Origin of the sequence: Pseudomonas sp. 8O, from assembly GCF_902506495.1 — a bacterium.
Lineage (GTDB): Bacteria > Pseudomonadota > Gammaproteobacteria > Pseudomonadales > Pseudomonadaceae > Aquipseudomonas > Aquipseudomonas chaetocerotis.
Window position 1 is genome coordinate 862,350 of the sequence record NZ_LR733264.1, and the last position, 15,147, is coordinate 877,496.

At 58.4% G+C, this 15,147-nt stretch carries 12 protein-coding genes; all 12 read left to right on the plus strand.

The genetic code is table 11. The features are described 5' to 3' along the window. Nucleotides 1-92: 92 nt before the first annotated feature. The 12 genes from GV002_RS06660 to fliE all read left to right on the plus strand — a co-directional run bounded on the left by GV002_RS06660 (nucleotide 93) and on the right by fliE (nucleotide 15,146). Nucleotides 93-4,955, plus strand: coding sequence for a glycosyltransferase (locus GV002_RS06660; RefSeq protein ID WP_256667041.1), 4,863 nt, complete (start codon nucleotides 93-95; stop codon nucleotides 4,953-4,955). Between the two features lie 271 nt (nucleotides 4,956-5,226). Further along, nucleotides 5,227-6,381 carry a flagellin gene (locus GV002_RS06665; protein ID WP_160017607.1) on the plus strand — a complete coding sequence of 385 codons (1,155 nt, stop codon included), beginning with the start codon at nucleotides 5,227-5,229 and terminating at the stop codon, nucleotides 6,379-6,381. Between the two features lie 71 nt (nucleotides 6,382-6,452). After that, entirely contained in the window at nucleotides 6,453-6,836 is a 384-nt protein-coding gene (locus GV002_RS06670; protein WP_160017608.1) for a flagellar protein FlaG, read from the plus strand. Between the two features lie 83 nt (nucleotides 6,837-6,919). Beyond that, a complete protein-coding gene (gene fliD / locus GV002_RS06675) occupies nucleotides 6,920-8,353 on the plus strand; it encodes a flagellar filament capping protein FliD (RefSeq protein ID WP_160017609.1) in 1,434 nt (477 codons plus the stop codon). Continuing rightward, nucleotides 8,350-8,736 carry a flagellar export chaperone FliS gene (gene fliS / locus GV002_RS06680; protein ID WP_160017610.1) on the plus strand — a complete coding sequence of 129 codons (387 nt, stop codon included), beginning with the start codon at nucleotides 8,350-8,352 and terminating at the stop codon, nucleotides 8,734-8,736. Before fliD ends, fliS (GV002_RS06680) begins: the two co-directional genes overlap by 4 nt. A gap of 64 nt (nucleotides 8,737-8,800) precedes the next feature. Further along, on the plus strand, nucleotides 8,801-9,181 hold the full coding sequence (gene fliS, locus GV002_RS06685; protein WP_160017611.1) for a flagellar export chaperone FliS: 381 nt from the start codon (nucleotides 8,801-8,803) through the stop codon (nucleotides 9,179-9,181). 25 nt (nucleotides 9,182-9,206) lie between these two features. Continuing rightward, nucleotides 9,207-9,500: a flagellar protein FliT gene (gene fliT, locus GV002_RS06690; protein ID WP_160017612.1), complete on the plus strand. Its 294-nt coding sequence runs from the start codon at nucleotides 9,207-9,209 to the stop codon at nucleotides 9,498-9,500. A gap of 259 nt (nucleotides 9,501-9,759) precedes the next feature. Further along, nucleotides 9,760-11,235 (plus strand): sigma-54 dependent transcriptional regulator, encoded by a 1,476-nt coding sequence (locus GV002_RS06695; RefSeq protein ID WP_160017613.1) that lies wholly within the window; start codon nucleotides 9,760-9,762, stop codon nucleotides 11,233-11,235. A 225-nt stretch (nucleotides 11,236-11,460) separates the two neighbouring features. Further along, on the plus strand, nucleotides 11,461-12,675 hold the full coding sequence (locus GV002_RS06700; protein WP_160017614.1) for a sensor histidine kinase: 1,215 nt from the start codon (nucleotides 11,461-11,463) through the stop codon (nucleotides 12,673-12,675). 3 nt (nucleotides 12,676-12,678) lie between these two features. Continuing rightward, the gene (fleR, locus tag GV002_RS06705) at nucleotides 12,679-14,094 is read left to right on the plus strand and encodes a sigma-54-dependent response regulator transcription factor FleR (RefSeq protein WP_160017615.1); all 1,416 of its coding nucleotides are present in this window, start codon (nucleotides 12,679-12,681) and stop codon (nucleotides 14,092-14,094) included. Nucleotides 14,095-14,350: 256 nt separating this feature from the next. Then, nucleotides 14,351-14,680 carry a GIY-YIG nuclease family protein gene (locus GV002_RS06710; RefSeq protein WP_160017616.1) on the plus strand — a complete coding sequence of 110 codons (330 nt, stop codon included), beginning with the start codon at nucleotides 14,351-14,353 and terminating at the stop codon, nucleotides 14,678-14,680. Nucleotides 14,681-14,816: 136 nt separating this feature from the next. Continuing rightward, on the plus strand, nucleotides 14,817-15,146 hold the full coding sequence (gene fliE, locus GV002_RS06715; protein ID WP_160017617.1) for a flagellar hook-basal body complex protein FliE: 330 nt from the start codon (nucleotides 14,817-14,819) through the stop codon (nucleotides 15,144-15,146). Nucleotide 15,147 lies beyond the last annotated feature (1 nt).

The window sequence follows — 15,147 nt, forward strand, 5'->3', positions numbered from 1 at the left end:
CCGGGATACAAGACGGATTGATATCCGCGCCCGTTCAGTCGCCAATCGACAACCAAACAAAATTTGATAGCTCCAACCTAGGTGGGAACAGCATGACGGACTGGGCTTTGATCGCGGGGGGCCGTTGCAAGCAACCCTGGCAGGTGGGAATTGCCGGCTTCGATACGAATGCCCAACAGGTGTTCCTGTTGTCCGAAGATGATTGGGGCAGCCTCAAGCAGCAGATGCCGCTTGAGCCCTTGGCGAGCTACGCACGAGGCAATGGTCTGTCCTTCGAGCGCCTCACCCATGCAGCGCTTGCCGGGTGCGATGGGCTGTTGCTGATCGCTAGCGAGTATCGCGATCAGGTAGTGCTCAGTCCGGCTCCCGGACAGCGTCGTTATCTGGTCTTGCAGGAGTGCTCCGAGCGGGACGGCTTAGAAAACGAGGCAACCTTCGCCAAGCTGTTTCTGCCAATGTCGGTCCATCATTATGATGAGCGACTGATCTCCCTCAACCCTCATACCCTCACCGATCCTGCTTGCGCGGATTCTGCACAGTGGGCGATCGCCCGGGATGCCGACGAGCGTGACTACTCTCGGCTATACAGTCGCTCGGCGGATTTCTGGATTCATCGCGTGACATCAGCCGTCGCCGCCGATGCCGCGACAGTACGCGGTGACGAACCACTGCTCAGCGTTATCATCCCGACCTATAACTACGGGCGCTTTCTCGGGCAGTGCATTCAATCGGTGCTGGACCAGGGGGTGGATGACATCGAGATTCTGGTGTTGGACAACGCGTCCACCGACGATACCTCGCAGGTCATGAGTGCATTTGCCGGTGATTCGCGTGTTCGCTACATGCGCAATCGTTATAACTATGGGCCAGGTTTCAACTGGCGCAATGGTATGTGGATAGCCAAGGGGCGCTACATTACTTTCTTATCGGCGGACGACTACTTCAACCCTGGTCATCTTTCGAGCCTCCTGCCAACCCTGGAGCGGCAGCCCCATGTCGCAGTGGGTTATACCAGTATCCGCTGGGTCGACGGGAGTGGGCAGCCCCTGAATCAGCCCCGTCATCCGGGGTACCGCAATGGCGACTATGTGGGTGGGCGTAACGAAGTCGCTGACCTGCTGATCCATGATTGTTACATGGCGCCTTCCGCCGTCATCTATCGCCGAAAAGCCTTCTGCAGCACCTGGCGACCGGAGAAGACCTACAGTGCCGGCGACTGGGAAATGGTCGTGCAGATGGCCGAGCGTTACCCCGACTTTGTTTACGTGGATGCCCCCGGGGTCAGCTATCGCTGGCATGGCGGGCAGGAGTCGACTCGTTTCTACGCCTCATCCGAACCTTTGGCTGCGCACCTTGCAATTGTTCAGGGCGTGTTCAATCGCAATGCGGAACGTTGCCTGAGGGGGCGCGAGCGTGAGGTGGCGGCGCACATCAGTCGCCGGCTTGCCCTGTATCCAGAGGAACAGCATTCGGCGTTGGGTCAGCAAGCCCGCCAGCTCTGTGAGCGCCTGGAGGATTTGGCTCGTCTAGGGGAGGAGGCACTTTTCTCCATCATCCTGACCACTTACAACCGCCCCGGATTGCTCCGCCATGCCCTGGCCAGCCTGGGCGAACAGAGCCTGCGCGACTTCGAGGTGATTTTGGTCAACGACCATGGTGATCCGGTCGAGTCGCTGCTGGCGGAGTTCGACTTTCCTATCACTTACCTCTACCAAGGGCGCAACCAAGGGCTGTCGGCGGCGCGTAACGCGGGGCTCAGGCTGGCGCGGGGGCGCTACATCTGTTACCTGGACGATGACGATCTCTATCTGCCCGAGCACCTCGCGTGTCTGGCTGACGCGTTCGAGCGCCAGCCACAGAGCGTGGTCTACGCCGGGGTCGAGTACATCAGCGAGCGACTTGAGGGGGATACGCGCATTGAGCTTGGTCGCCAGGCACCTTTCTCCCACGAGATCTTCGACAGAGAGCGGTTGTTCGTCCAGAACTACATTCCGGTCAACACCTGGGCTCATCCGCGCAGCATGCTGGCAGAGGTCGGTGAGTTCGATACCAGCCTGACGGCGTTCGAGGACTGGGACATGCTGCTGCGCCTGGCGGCCCGCTATCCCTTCGTGCATCTGCCTGGCGTAACCGCCGAGGTGCATTTGCGGGACGCACCGAATACCGGGTCGGACCACATGCTTGGACGTGAGCAGAAGAACTTTGGCGCTCTGTATCAGGAAATGTACCGCCGCCATTCTGATCTTGGCAGCGATAGGGTACGTGCTGGCCGCGAGGAAATGCTGGGACGTTTCGGTTTAGGCGATGGTACTCGGCAGCCGCGCAAGGCTGGTTTGCAGGACTGGTTGCAAGCGCGAGAGCTAAACTCGACTCAACAGCGGTTGGTGGACGAGCGCCTGCAGGAGCATGCGGGTGGTCCTTGCATCGGTGTAGTTGTGCTGGACCTGAAGGGCGACGATGAGGGTGTCGTACGGACGTTGGAATCCCTGCATCCGTCTCGCAATGGCTACGCCAATCTTTATCCGTTGCTTCTATCCGTCGGCCAATCGGCGAAGGACTGGCAAGGCCATAGGATCAGCGTGACCTCCGACACCTGGGTGATCACCCTTAATCAGGTGTTACAGGAAGCAGAGTGCGATTGGCTGGTGCTGGTCAATCCCGGCGAGACATTCACAGTCAATGGTCTGCTGATGGCGAGCCTGGAGTTACTGACGGCTCCCGATTGTCGAGCGGTGTACTGCGATCAGGTATACCGCCAGGACAACGCAGGACTGGGTGTCGGTTTCCGTCCAGCATTCAATCTGGACTACCTGTTGAGCTTTCCCGCTGGTATGGCCCATCACTGGCTGTTCCGTCGAGATATTCTGCTTCAGGCTGGTGGGTTCGATGACACGCTGCCCCGTGCCATCGAGCTGGACATGATACTTCGGCTCATCAATGTTGGCGGCCTTGCCGGGCTAGGTCATATCGCTGAGCCGCTGCTGATTACCGATGCGCCGGTGCTCTCGGACGTTGAGGATGAGCGTCTGGCGATCCTGCGGCACCTGCAGTTGCGGGGCTATGAGTCGCCGCAGATAGACTCGATTCAACCGGGGCAGTATCGCATTCGTTATGAGCATTCCCGGCGGCCCCTGGTGTCGGTGCTGCTCCTGGCGGGCAGTCAGTTATCGCAGCTGCAGCGCTGCGTGGAAAGCTTGTTGGAAAGTACTCGCTATCCACATTACGAACTGCTGTTGATAGAGAGCGACCCATCGGCGAGTGAGGTTCGTGACTGGCTGACCGCGCTGGCTGGGTTGGGTGAGGCCCGCTTGAGGGCGGTTTGGCCGGATGAGTCGCAGTTGCGTGCAGCCGCAGCTCTGAATTTTGCGGCGGTCCAGGCCAAAGGCGATTTTCTGCTGATGTTGTCGCCGGAAACGGCGGTGATTGACGATCAGTGGCTGGACGAGTTGGTCAACCACGCTCTTCGGCCGGAAGTGGGGGTGGTCGGCGCCAAGCTAATTGCATCGGATGGCTCGATTCGTCATGCCGGCCTGGTTCTCGGGCTGGATGGGCCGGTGGGATTTCCGTTTGTGGGCGAGGGGCTGGACGCGCCCGGTTACATGCAGCGCCTGCGGGTGGATCAGGATTACAGTGCTGTCAGTCGCGAATGTCTGATGATCGGCCGTGAGCTCTACGCTGAGTTGGCTGGTTGTGCGGATGATCTGCCCGATCGTTACCTCGATACTGATCTTTGCCTACGAGCGCTCCAGGCCGGCTATCTCACTGTGTGGGCGGCCAATGCGAAGCTAATGCTGGACGCCAGCTCGATGCCAACTGCCAGTGCAGAGGAGCAGGATGCCTTGTATGCACGCTGGTTGTCCGTGCTGGCCAGGGACCCTGCGTACAACCCGAATTTTTCCCTGGTGCAGTCCGGTGGATTCAAACTTGCCGATCCCGGCCTGGCTTGGCGCCCGTTGGAGTCTTGGCGCCCGTTGCCCCGGGTCCTTGCGCATCCGGCTGATCTCTTCGGCTGTGGTCATTACCGGATCGTCCAGCCATTTAAGGCGCTAGAGGATGCCGGTCTGGTTGAGGGTGCCATGTCCACCAGTCTTCTGCCGCTGACCGAGCTGGAGCGCTTCCAGCCCGACGTCATTCTGTTACAGCGTCAGGTCGGTGCTGAGCGACTGGCAGCTATGCAGCGAATGAAGGCGTTTTCATCGGCGTTCAAAGTCTACGAGCTGGATGATTATCTACCCAACCTGCCGCTGAAAAATGCCCATCGTCAGCATATGCCCAAGGATATCCTGCGTTCGTTGCGTCAGGGCTTTGCGTGTGTTGATCGCTTGGTGGTCTCCACCGAGGCGTTAGCCGAAGCGTTTGTCGGCATGCATGAGCGGATCAGGATCGTCCACAACAGGTTGCCCAGCCACTGGTGGGGTAATTTGCAAAGCTGCCGTCGAACCTCTGCCCGGCCTCGAGTCGGCTGGGCCGGGGGAGCAGGTCACAGCGGCGATCTAGAGATGATCGTCGATGTCGTCAAGGAATTGGCCAGCGAGGTGGACTGGGTGTTTTTTGGAATGTGCCCAGAGGTAATTCGACCCTTCGTAAAAGAGTTTCACTCAGGCGTTGATATCACCCGTTATCCCCAGGCTCTTGCCGCGCTGAATTTGGACCTTGCCCTCGCGCCTGTTGAGCAGAATCTATTCAATGAGTGTAAGAGCAATCTACGCTTGCTGGAGTATGGCGCCTGTGGCATCCCGGTGATATGCAGTGATGTACGCTGCTATCAGGATGGGCTGCCCGTCATGCGGGTTAAGAACCGCTTCCGTGATTGGGTTGACGCCATACGCATGCACATAACCGACCTTGACGCCTGTGCCCAGGCGGGTGATGCATTGCGCAGTGCCGTGCACTGTGACTGGATGCTTGAAGGGCCGGGCCTACAAGCCTGGCGGACAGCCTGGCTTCCTGACTGAACAGGTTCCCGCATCAGGCCGCTTTCGAGCGGCCTGATGCGTTTTCAGATGTGGCTAAAGCTGGGCCTGATCGTGCCGATAGACCTGACGTGAATTAGGAGTGCGTTGGCGCTGTCAAGGCAGGAAGAAATTTTTTTTCACTTGGCCCTAAAGCTCCTGCCGCACAAGCCGATAAGCAATACGAATGCGAACTCAATGGCTGTCTGAGAACTGCAGAATCGGGTTTCGCAGCCTCAGACAAACAAGCTAGGTCCGATGGAGGACATACATCATGGCTCTTACAGTCAACACGAACATTGCTTCCCTCAACACTCAGCGTAACTTGAACAGCTCGTCCAAGGCGTTGGACACCTCCTTGCAGCGCCTGTCCACGGGTTCGCGTATCAACAGCGCCAAAGACGACGCTGCCGGCCTGCAGATTTCCAACCGTCTGAGCAGCCAGATCAACGGCCTCAACGTTGCAGTGAAGAACTCCAACGACGGCATCTCCATGGCGCAGACTGCTGAAGGTGCTTTGCAGCAGTCCACCAGCATTCTGCAGCGCATGCGTGACCTGGCCTTGCAATCGGCCAACGGTTCCAACAGTGACGAAGAGCGTAAGGCGCTCAACTCGGAAGTTACCGAGCTGAAGAAGGAACTGAACCGTATCTCCAATACCACCACATTCGGTGGCAAGAAGTTGCTGGACGGTTCTTTCGAAACCACTACCTTCCAAGTGGGTAGCGCAGCAAACGAAACCATCAGCGTCAAGATTGACGAGATGAGCACCGACTCGTTGACCGGCAAGTACTATGAGGGCGATGTCGCGGCTGTCACGGGTACTGCCACGGCTTCTGGTACCGCGTCGGTATCGATGACCGTAGATGGCAAGACCGTAACCGTTGAAACCACCATTGCCAGCGGCACTACTGCTGTTCAGGCTGCCCGCCAGTTGGGCGCGGCAATCAACGATGCCAACCTGGGTGTGGGTGCTTTCGTCGACGACACTGGCGCGATGAAAATCATCTCGCAAGACAAGGATGGCAGCAACGAATTGACCGCTCTGACCATCACTGGTGCTCCTGCTGGCCTTACCACTGGTGCCTACACGGCTGCCACGGCGGTAACGACTGACAAGATTTCCGACATTGATGTCAGTAGCGTGCAGAACTCTCAGGAAGCGGTATTGGTCATCGATCAGGCGATCCAGTCAATCGATTCCCAGCGAGCAGACCTCGGTGCGGTGCAGAACCGTTTCGAGAACACCATCGGCAACTTGCAGAATATCGCGGAGAACGTGTCGGCAGCTCGCGGCCGTATCCAGGATACTGACTTCGCTGCCGAAACTGCTAACCTGAGCAAGAATCAGGTGCTGCAACAGGCCGGTACGGCTATCCTGGCCCAGGCCAACCAGTTGCCACAGGCCGTACTCAGCCTGCTGGGCTAAGTCGACAGGCGGCGCCAATGGGGGGAAAGGCATGACCTTTTCCCCCATTGCCTCGTTGTGAGGAAAAAGAAATGAACATTGACTCAGTGCATGATTGGCTGAAGCCGGCAGCGGCACAAGGGCAGTCTGTCAAGACTCGTCCAAGTGAGCTTTCCGACTCTGTGGCCAAGGAATCGCTGTCGCCAGGCAAAGATTCTGTTGTAGAACCGGAGCGTGATGCTGCTGCAATTACCCGTGCAGAGGTAGAAGAGGCTGTCAGTAACATTCAGGAGTTCGTTCAGTCTGTTCGTCGTGACATCAACTTCTCGCTGGATGACGGTAATGGGCGAGTCGTGGTCAAGGTTACGGACGCCGGCTCGGGAGATGTTATCCGACAGATTCCGTCCGAAGAGGCGCTTCGCCTTGCAGAAAACCTAACGGAAGTACGCAGCTTGCTGTTCAATGCAGAGGCATGATGCGCTGGTATGGTTCTTGAATGCTTGAGTGCATCGGCGCGTGATAAGCGTGCTACTGCCAATTTCATGACGAGGTAATCACTATGGCGACTATCGGTGGGCTCACCACAGGCCTGAATTCAGGACTGCCCATTGGTGATCTAGTCACTGCGATGGTTAATGCGGAGAAGGCACCCAAGGAAGCCCAGCTCGATCGCCTGGATAAAACCACGACGACCAGGCTTTCCGCCTTAGGGCAGCTGAATTCGGCGCTTAGTGAATTTCGTACTGCGCTTAAGGACCTCAACAACGCCAGTCTTTTCGAAAAGCGCTCGGCTACTTCCTCCAATACCTCTGCCTTGACCGCCACGGCGAGCAAGACGGCGAGTGCCGGTAGTTATCAGATTGAAGTCAAAGGTCTGGCCACCGCCAGTAAAGTCGCTACCGCGGCTCAGACCTCGACATTCAAAGTAGAGTCTGATCAGGTCTTGAATATCAAGCTGGGCGCTGATGATGCCGGCCTCGATGTAAAGATTGCCGCTGGATCTGACCTAAATAGCACGCGCGATCAGTTGAACGCCGCGCTCAAGGATAAGGGCATCACGGTAAGCGCCGTGACTGATCCTGCGACAGGTACCTCGCGCCTGGTCTTCGGCAGTAATACGACCGGCGTAGGCAAAGATATTATTGTCGCGGGAAAGGGTGGCTATGAGGCGCTTGATGTTGACGGTCGCGTTAGCTTGGCGGATGGAAATGGGGCGACTGACAATGAGAGTGCTGGTTACATCGTCAAGGCTGCCAATGCGGAGTTCACTGTCGATGGCCTCGCGCTAAGCAGTGCGACCAACAGCCCCGCCGATGCCATTTCAGGTGTGACTTTCCAATTGTTAGCGAAAACTGAGGCTGACAAGCCTCTGACGCTTACAGTGGGGCAGGACACGACGGCTGTTACGTCGAATGTAAAGAAGTTTGTTGACGCGTATAACAAGCTTATAAGCACCAGCAATTCGCTGACCAGCGTCGTCAAGGTGGGGGAGGACGGCACACCGCTTACTGGCGGCTTGGTGGGTGATGCAACCGTACGTACGCTGGTAAGTGGGGTGCGCAACGAGCTTGTGGCGCTCTCTGGCGGTCAGGGCAACATTCGGGCATTGGCGGATTTGGGTATCACCACTCAGCAGAATGGTACCCTGAAGATCGACGATGACAAGCTCAATGATTCTCTGAAAAACAACTTTGATGACATGGCCTCATTCTTTACGGGTGACCAAGGGCTGATGAAGCGTCTCGACAATCGCGTCGGGTCCTACAACCAGGCTGGCGGGATTCTCGAACAGCGGATGGGTGCTTTGCGGAGTACGCAAAGTGACATCAAGCAGCAGCGTGATGATCTGACCCTGCGTGTTGATAAAATGCAAAAGCGCTTGGTCGCACAGTTTACTGCGATGGAGTCGCTGATCGGTCAATTGAACAGCACCAGTGGCCAGTTGAGTTCTGCCCTGAACAACCTGCCTGGTGTCGTGAGGAAAGACTCGTGAGTAACCCAATCGACACGTATCGGCAAATAAAGACACATCAGGATGTGACGCCTTATCGTGCGGTTCAGTTGTTGCTGGAGGGGGCACTGGCGCGTGTATCTTTGGCGAGGCGCGCCAAACTTGAGGGCAATCATGAGCAGCGCGGGATGGCAGTGGGCAGTACGCTCAGTATCATTGGCGTTCTGCAGGCCAGCTTGGACAAAGAGCTGGGAGGCGAAATAGCTCAGAACCTTGATTCGCTCTACGACTACATGACGCGACGTCTAGCCAGTGTCGCTGTGGACGATACGCCCCGTAACCTGGATGAAGTCGAGTCTTTGCTGGCTGTGCTGAAGGATGCCTGGGACGCTATCGAGCCTGATGAGACAACTGCTCCCACCTGATTTTTCTAAAGTTTCTTGAGTGCGCGTCGATATCTAAGGTATCAACCATATAGGCGCAGATGTCATGAATGCGATGGCGGCTCTCAAGCAGTATCAAACCGTAAACAATCATGCACAGGTCTTTGAAGCCAGCCCTCATCGACTGATCCAGATGTTGATGGAGGGTGGTCTGTCTCGTATCGCTCAGGCACGTGGTGCCATGGAGCGAGGCCAGACAGCGCTGAAAGGTGAATTGATCGGCAAGAGTATTGCCATCGTCGCGGGACTGCGCGAGAGTCTCGACCATCAGCAAGGTGGCGAGCTGGCCGCTAACCTCGATAGCCTGTACGAATACATGATCGCCCGTTTGACCGAGGCCAATGTGAGCAACGAGCCGGAGCTTCTCGAGGAAGTTTCAGGGCTGCTGCGTAAAGTCAAACAGGGTTGGGATGCCATCGCTCAGTAGTGAGTGGGCATCGGAGGAGAAGCAAATGAGTTCATCCGTCCAGCGTTTGCAAGCGACCGGTTCGGCCCTGCGCGATGCTCTGGCCAAACAGGACTGGGCCGCGATTGGCGAGCTCGATCTACAGTGCCGCATGGTAGTCGATGCGGCTATGGTCGATAGTGATGACGAAGAAGAGCTGCGCAGTGGGCTGGAAAATCTGCTGTCACTGTATCGTGAGTTGGTGACCGTTTGTCAGACCGAGCAGCAGCGTCTGGCTGGCGAATTAGTGCAGCTCAATCACTCCCGCCAAGGGGCCAAGGTTTATCAGCTTTTCGGCTGATAACAGCGTGTTTACCGAGTTTAACCAGCAGGTTCGGCTCGGTTGTCCTCTCTCTCCATTTTCGTTCTCCTGCTTTTTTATCGGCTGCCACTACCCGGCTCTGCAAACAGATGCTTAGCTAATTACACTGGTGGGCGAAAAAATTACGCCATAAAATTGACTGGCTTCAATTTTTTGACTTTACTAGTGGCTCATTGCCGGTGTGCGTCGAAGATCTGGCGCGCAATTTCCCTCACTTCTCGGGTCAGACAAGCACAAGATGTGGCGTGAAACCAAAATCCTGTTGATCGATGACAATGCTGCGCGCCGCCACGAGTTGGCGATCATTTTGAGTTTTCTTGGGGAAGAGCATCTGGCCTGTACCAGCCAGGATTGGCGTACTGCTGTGGCCGAGCTCGCTTCCAGTCGCGAAGTGCTCAGCGTCTTGCTGGGCGATGTCGAGACCAAGGGGGGCGCGCTCGAGCTGACCAAGCAGATTGCTGGCTGGGATGAGTTCCTGCCGCTATTGACGGTTGGCGACTCAAACATCGTCGAGTGGCCGGAAGATTTGCGCAGACGTGTGCTGGCCACCCTGGAGACTCCGCTCAGCTATAACAAGCTGCTCGATTCGCTGCACCGTGCCCAGGTCTATCGCGAGATGTACGATCAGGCCCGCGATCGTGGTCGGCAGCGCGAGCCCAATCTGTTCCGCAGCCTGGTCGGTACCAGCCGCGCCATTCAGCAGGTGCGGCAGATGATGCAGCAGGTCGCCGACACTGAGGCCAGCGTGCTGATCCTTGGTGAGTCCGGGACCGGCAAGGAAGTGGTAGCGCGCAATCTGCACTACCACTCCAAGCGTCGCGAGGCACCGTTCGTGCCGGTCAACTGCGGCGCGATTCCGGCCGAATTGTTGGAAAGTGAGCTGTTCGGTCATGAGAAGGGCGCCTTCACCGGGGCTATCACCAGTCGGGCAGGGCGCTTCGAACTGGCCAACGGCGGCACGCTGTTTCTCGACGAGATCGGTGATATGCCGCTGCCGATGCAGGTCAAGTTGCTGCGCGTGTTGCAGGAACGCACCTTCGAGCGTGTGGGCAGCAACAAGACGCAGACCGCCGATGTGCGCATCATTGCCGCCACGCACAAGAACCTGGAGAGGATGATCGAGGACGGCAGTTTCCGTGAGGACCTGTATTACCGCCTCAATGTCTTCCCCATCGAGATGGCGCCACTGCGCGAGCGTATCGAAGATATCCCGCTGCTGATGAACGAGCTGATTTCGCGCATGGAGCACGAGAAGCGTGGCTCCATTCGCTTCAACTCGGCCGCCATCATGTCGCTGTGTCGCCATGACTGGGCAGGCAACGTGCGCGAGTTGGCCAACCTGGTAGAGCGCATGGCGATCATGCATCCCTATGGGGTGATCGGGGTGGGCGAGTTGCCGAAGAAGTTCCGTCATGTCGATGACGAGGATGAGCAGCTTGCAGCCAGCTTGCGCGATGAAATGGAAGAGCGCGCTGCGATCATGGCCGGTCTGCCGGGCCTCGATACGCCAGCCATGCTGCCGCCGGAGGGGTTGGACCTGAAAGACTATCTCGGCAATCTGGAGCAAGGGTTGATTCAACAAGCGCTGGATGATGCCGGTGGCGTGGTGGCGCGTGCGGCCGAGCGCCTGCGTATTCGTCGTACCACCCTGGTCGAGAAGATGCGCAAGTACGGCATGAGCCGTCGCGAAGAAGATGGTCAGGACGAGGATTGACGTGGCTGGGAGCGGCCGCGCAGCTCTACAAGTCATGATCCCGTAGAGCTGGTGCGCATGGCGCACCCTACTGGAAATTGGTCACCCGAAAGCCGGAGCTTTGACGCGAGCTCCGGCTTTGTTTTTTCAAGTGATTGATAAATAAGAATAAAAAAGTAGGCACGGGGATTGCTAAAGCTCTTGTATCCGACCGTCTTCTGACGGTGCGTCGTACGAGAGAAGCAGATGGAAGCCAACCGTCGTCCTACCGAGTCAGCCGAGCCAGGCGCATCTGCGCCGCTCGAACACGCCAGCCGCGCAGGACTGGAGCAGGCCTTTGCCCTGTTCAATCAGATGTCCAATCAGCTCAGCGAGTCCTACAGCCTGCTCGAGGCGCGGGTCAATGAGTTGAAGGGGCAACTGGCACTGGTCAGTGCTCAGCGTATGCAGGAACTGGCGGAGAAGGAGCGCCTGGCCCATCGCCTGCAAAGCCTGCTGGATCTGCTGCCCGGCGGTGTGATTGTCATCGACGGTCAGGGCGTCGTGCGTGAGGCCAACCCCGTCGCGCGTGCACTGCTCGGACAGCCACTGGTGGGTATGCTCTGGCGCCAGGTGATCGCTCGCAACTTTGCGCCGCGCGAAGACGATGGTCATGAAATCTCCATGCGTGACGGTCGCCGTCTTTCCATCGCCACACGTTCTCTGCACGGGGAGCCGGGGCAGCTGGTGCTGCTGACCGACCTGACAGAAACCCGTCGCCTGCAGGATCAGCTTTCTCGTCATGAGCGTCTATCGGCGCTGGGGCGCATGGTCGCCTCTCTCGCGCATCAGATCCGTACGCCACTCTCCGCTGCGCTGCTTTATGCAAGCCACCTGAACGAGCAGGTACTGCCAGCCGAGCAGCAGCAGCGCTTCGCCGGGCGCTTGAAGGAGCGGCTGCACGAGTTGGAGAACCAGGTGCGCGATATGCTGATCTTCGCCCGGGGTGAGCTGCCGTTGCCGGATCGCCTGTCGCCGCCTGTCTTGTTCGATGCGCTGCGTGCGGCTGCCGATGCACATGTGGGCGATATGGCCGTGCGCTGGCAGTGCGATGTGCGCGACGGCGAGCTGATGTGCAATCGCGACACGCTGGTCGGCACCGTACTCAATCTGATCGACAACGCCATTCAGGCTGCCGGGCGTGATGCGCGTCTGAAAATTCATCTATATCGCCGCGACAGCCAGCTGCGCCTGTGCGTCAGCGATAACGGGCCAGGCATGAGCCGGGAAACCCTGGCGCGCCTGGGCGAACCCTTCTTCACCACCAAGACCACTGGCACCGGCCTCGGGCTGGCGGTGGTCAAGGCGGTGGCACGTGCTCATCAGGGCCAGCTGCTGCTGCAATCGCGTGCGGGTCGTGGTACCTGCGCCATCGTTTCCTTGCCGCTGCAAGGTGCAGCGCCTCACTCGAATCAGGAGTAATCCATGGCTACCAAAGTCCTGCTGGTTGAAGACGATCGCGCGCTGCGCGAAGCCCTGGCCGATACCCTGTGCCTGGGCGGGCATGATTATCGGGCGGTCGATTGTGCCGAGGCGGCGTTGGTCGCGTTGACCGAAGAGCCGTTCGGGCTGGTGGTCAGTGACGTCAACATGCCGGGTATGGATGGTCATCAGTTGCTGGCGCAGATTCGTAGTCGTTATCCGCAACTGCCGGTATTGCTGATGACGGCCTTCGGCGCGGTGGAGCGGGCGGTGGATGCCATTCGCCAGGGCGCCGCTGATTATCTCGTCAAACCGTTCGAGCCGCGCACGTTGCTGGAGCTGGTGGCCAGGCATGCACTCGGAAAATTGACGGCGGGAGATCGTGATGGTCCGGTAGCGCTCGAGCCGGCCAGCGTGCAGTTGCTGGAGCTGGCGTCCCGCGTGGCGCAGAGTGATTCGACGGTGATGATCACCGGCGAGTCCGGCACCGGCAAGGAAGTGCTGGCGCGCTATATCCATCAGCAGTCGCCGCGTGCATCCGGGCCTTTCATCGCCATCAACTGTGCGGCGATTCCCGACAACATGCTTGAGGCCACCTTGTTCGGGCATGAGAAGGGCGCATTCACCGGTGCGGTCACTGCTCAGCCGGGCAAGTTCGAGCTGGCTGACAGCGGCACCATTTTGCTCGACGAAATTTCCGAAATGCCGCTGGGGCTACAGGCCAAGTTGCTGCGTGTGCTGCAGGAGCGTGAGGTAGAGCGGGTCGGGGCGCGCAAGCCGATCGACCTGGATATTCGTGTGCTGGCCACCAGCAACCGTGACTTGGCCGGTGAGGTGGCAGCGGGGCGCTTCCGTGAGGATCTCTATTATCGCCTGTCGGTCTTCCCTCTGGCCTGGCGACCGTTGCGTGAGCGGCCTGCCGACATTCTGCCGCTGGCCGAACGACTGCTAGCCAAGCACGTCAAAAAAATGAATCAGCCTCACGTGAGGCTGTCCGAGTCGGCTGCGCGAAGCCTGGTGCAGCATCAGTGGCCGGGCAATGTGCGCGAGTTGGACAACGCCATTCAGCGCGCATTGATCCTGCAGCAGGGTGGTGTGATTCAGGCGCAGGATCTGTGCCTGCATGCGCCCATCGGCCAATCGGTGCAGGGGACGGCTCCGCGCCTGGCAGTGGTGCCGAGCGTTGCGCCGCCAATGGCGCAACCGGTTGAGTCGCCGAGTGCGGTCGATGCCGGCGCGTTGGGCGAGGATCTTCGCCGTCGCGAGTTCCAGGTCATCATCGATACCCTGCGTGCCGAGCGCGGTCGTCGCAAGGAGGCTGCCGAGCGCCTGGGCATCAGCCCGCGAACCTTGCGTTACAAGCTGGCGCAGATGCGTGATGCCGGCATGGATGTCGAGGCGTATCTGTACGCCAGCTAGTTGTGCTGTGCTGTGCTGTGCTGTGCTGTGCTGAGCGGGGGGAGTGGGTACGGCTGATATGGTGGCCTGGGTCCCCGCCTTCGCGGGGATGACGGTGATAGAAAAACCGAGGTCATCCCCGCGCAGGCGGGGATCCAGCTGCGGTGCTCAGGTTGTCCTGGCTTGTATGAGTGATTATTTTTTTCGTTCGGGTTTGAATTGATCGCTGAATAGGCCTCCATACTTATGGAGGGCGCAATCTGCAAAGGACTGCAGCATGAAACAGCCAGCCGTTTACATCATGGCCAGCCGGCGTAATGGCACGCTCTATACCGGGGTTACGGCGGATCTGCTGCAGCGTGTCTGGCAGCATAGAGAGGGAGTGCTTGAGGGCTTTACACGCCGCTATGGCGTGAAGTTGCTGGTGTGGTACGAGCAGCATGAAAGCATGAGTGGCGCGATAGCCAGGGAGAAGGCGATCAAGAAATGGAATCGTGTCTGGAAGTTGCGTCTGATCGAAGAGCAAAATCCGCAGTGGCAGGATCTCTGGTCGGAGATTGTTGGTGATTCGGCTCCTGCCGCTGGGTCCCCGCCTTCGCGGGGATGACGGTAGTTAGCCTAATTTATCTGCGTGTCCTCGGTCTGATTCCCATAAGCCGCCTGTAGCTGCTTTGTTGGCACCCTTGTTGCAAATACCCCTGCATAGCGCCGCTAGTGTCAAAAAGCGGGCAGTGGAGGAAGTCATGAGCCAAGGTGTCGAATTCAATCGCTTGATGCTGGAAATGCGTTCCATGCAGGCTGAGGCCATGGCGCGTCAGAAACCTGCTGTGAGCGAGCCAGTGCAAGGGGCGCCGAGTTTCTCGGAAATGCTCGGCCAGGCGGTGAACAAGGTCAACGAGACCCAGCAGGCTTCCAATAAACTGGCGACCGCTTTCGAGATGGGGCAGAGCGGGGTCGACCTGACCGACGTGATGATCGCCTCGCAGAAAGCCAGCGTATCCTTCCAGGCCATGAACCAGGTGCGTAACAAGCTGGTACAGGCGTATCAAGACATCATGCAGATGCCGGTCTGAG

Bases quoted from the DNA above. Each gene is read 5' to 3' on its own strand.
- GV002_RS06660 (WP_256667041.1), top strand. From the start codon at position 93: ATGACGGACTGGGCTTTGATCGCGGGGGGCCGTTGCAAGCAACCCTGG.
- GV002_RS06665 (WP_160017607.1), top strand. From the start codon at position 5,227: ATGGCTCTTACAGTCAACACGAACATTGCTTCCCTCAACACTCAGCGT.
- GV002_RS06670 (WP_160017608.1), top strand. From the start codon at position 6,453: ATGAACATTGACTCAGTGCATGATTGGCTGAAGCCGGCAGCGGCACAA.
- fliD (WP_160017609.1), top strand. From the start codon at position 6,920: ATGGCGACTATCGGTGGGCTCACCACAGGCCTGAATTCAGGACTGCCC.
- fliS (WP_160017611.1), top strand. From the start codon at position 8,801: ATGAATGCGATGGCGGCTCTCAAGCAGTATCAAACCGTAAACAATCAT.
- fliT (WP_160017612.1), top strand. From the start codon at position 9,207: ATGAGTTCATCCGTCCAGCGTTTGCAAGCGACCGGTTCGGCCCTGCGC.
- GV002_RS06695 (WP_160017613.1), top strand. From the start codon at position 9,760: ATGTGGCGTGAAACCAAAATCCTGTTGATCGATGACAATGCTGCGCGC.
- GV002_RS06700 (WP_160017614.1), top strand. From the start codon at position 11,461: ATGGAAGCCAACCGTCGTCCTACCGAGTCAGCCGAGCCAGGCGCATCT.
- fleR (WP_160017615.1), top strand. From the start codon at position 12,679: ATGGCTACCAAAGTCCTGCTGGTTGAAGACGATCGCGCGCTGCGCGAA.
- GV002_RS06710 (WP_160017616.1), top strand. From the start codon at position 14,351: ATGAAACAGCCAGCCGTTTACATCATGGCCAGCCGGCGTAATGGCACG.
- fliE (WP_160017617.1), top strand. From the start codon at position 14,817: ATGAGCCAAGGTGTCGAATTCAATCGCTTGATGCTGGAAATGCGTTCC.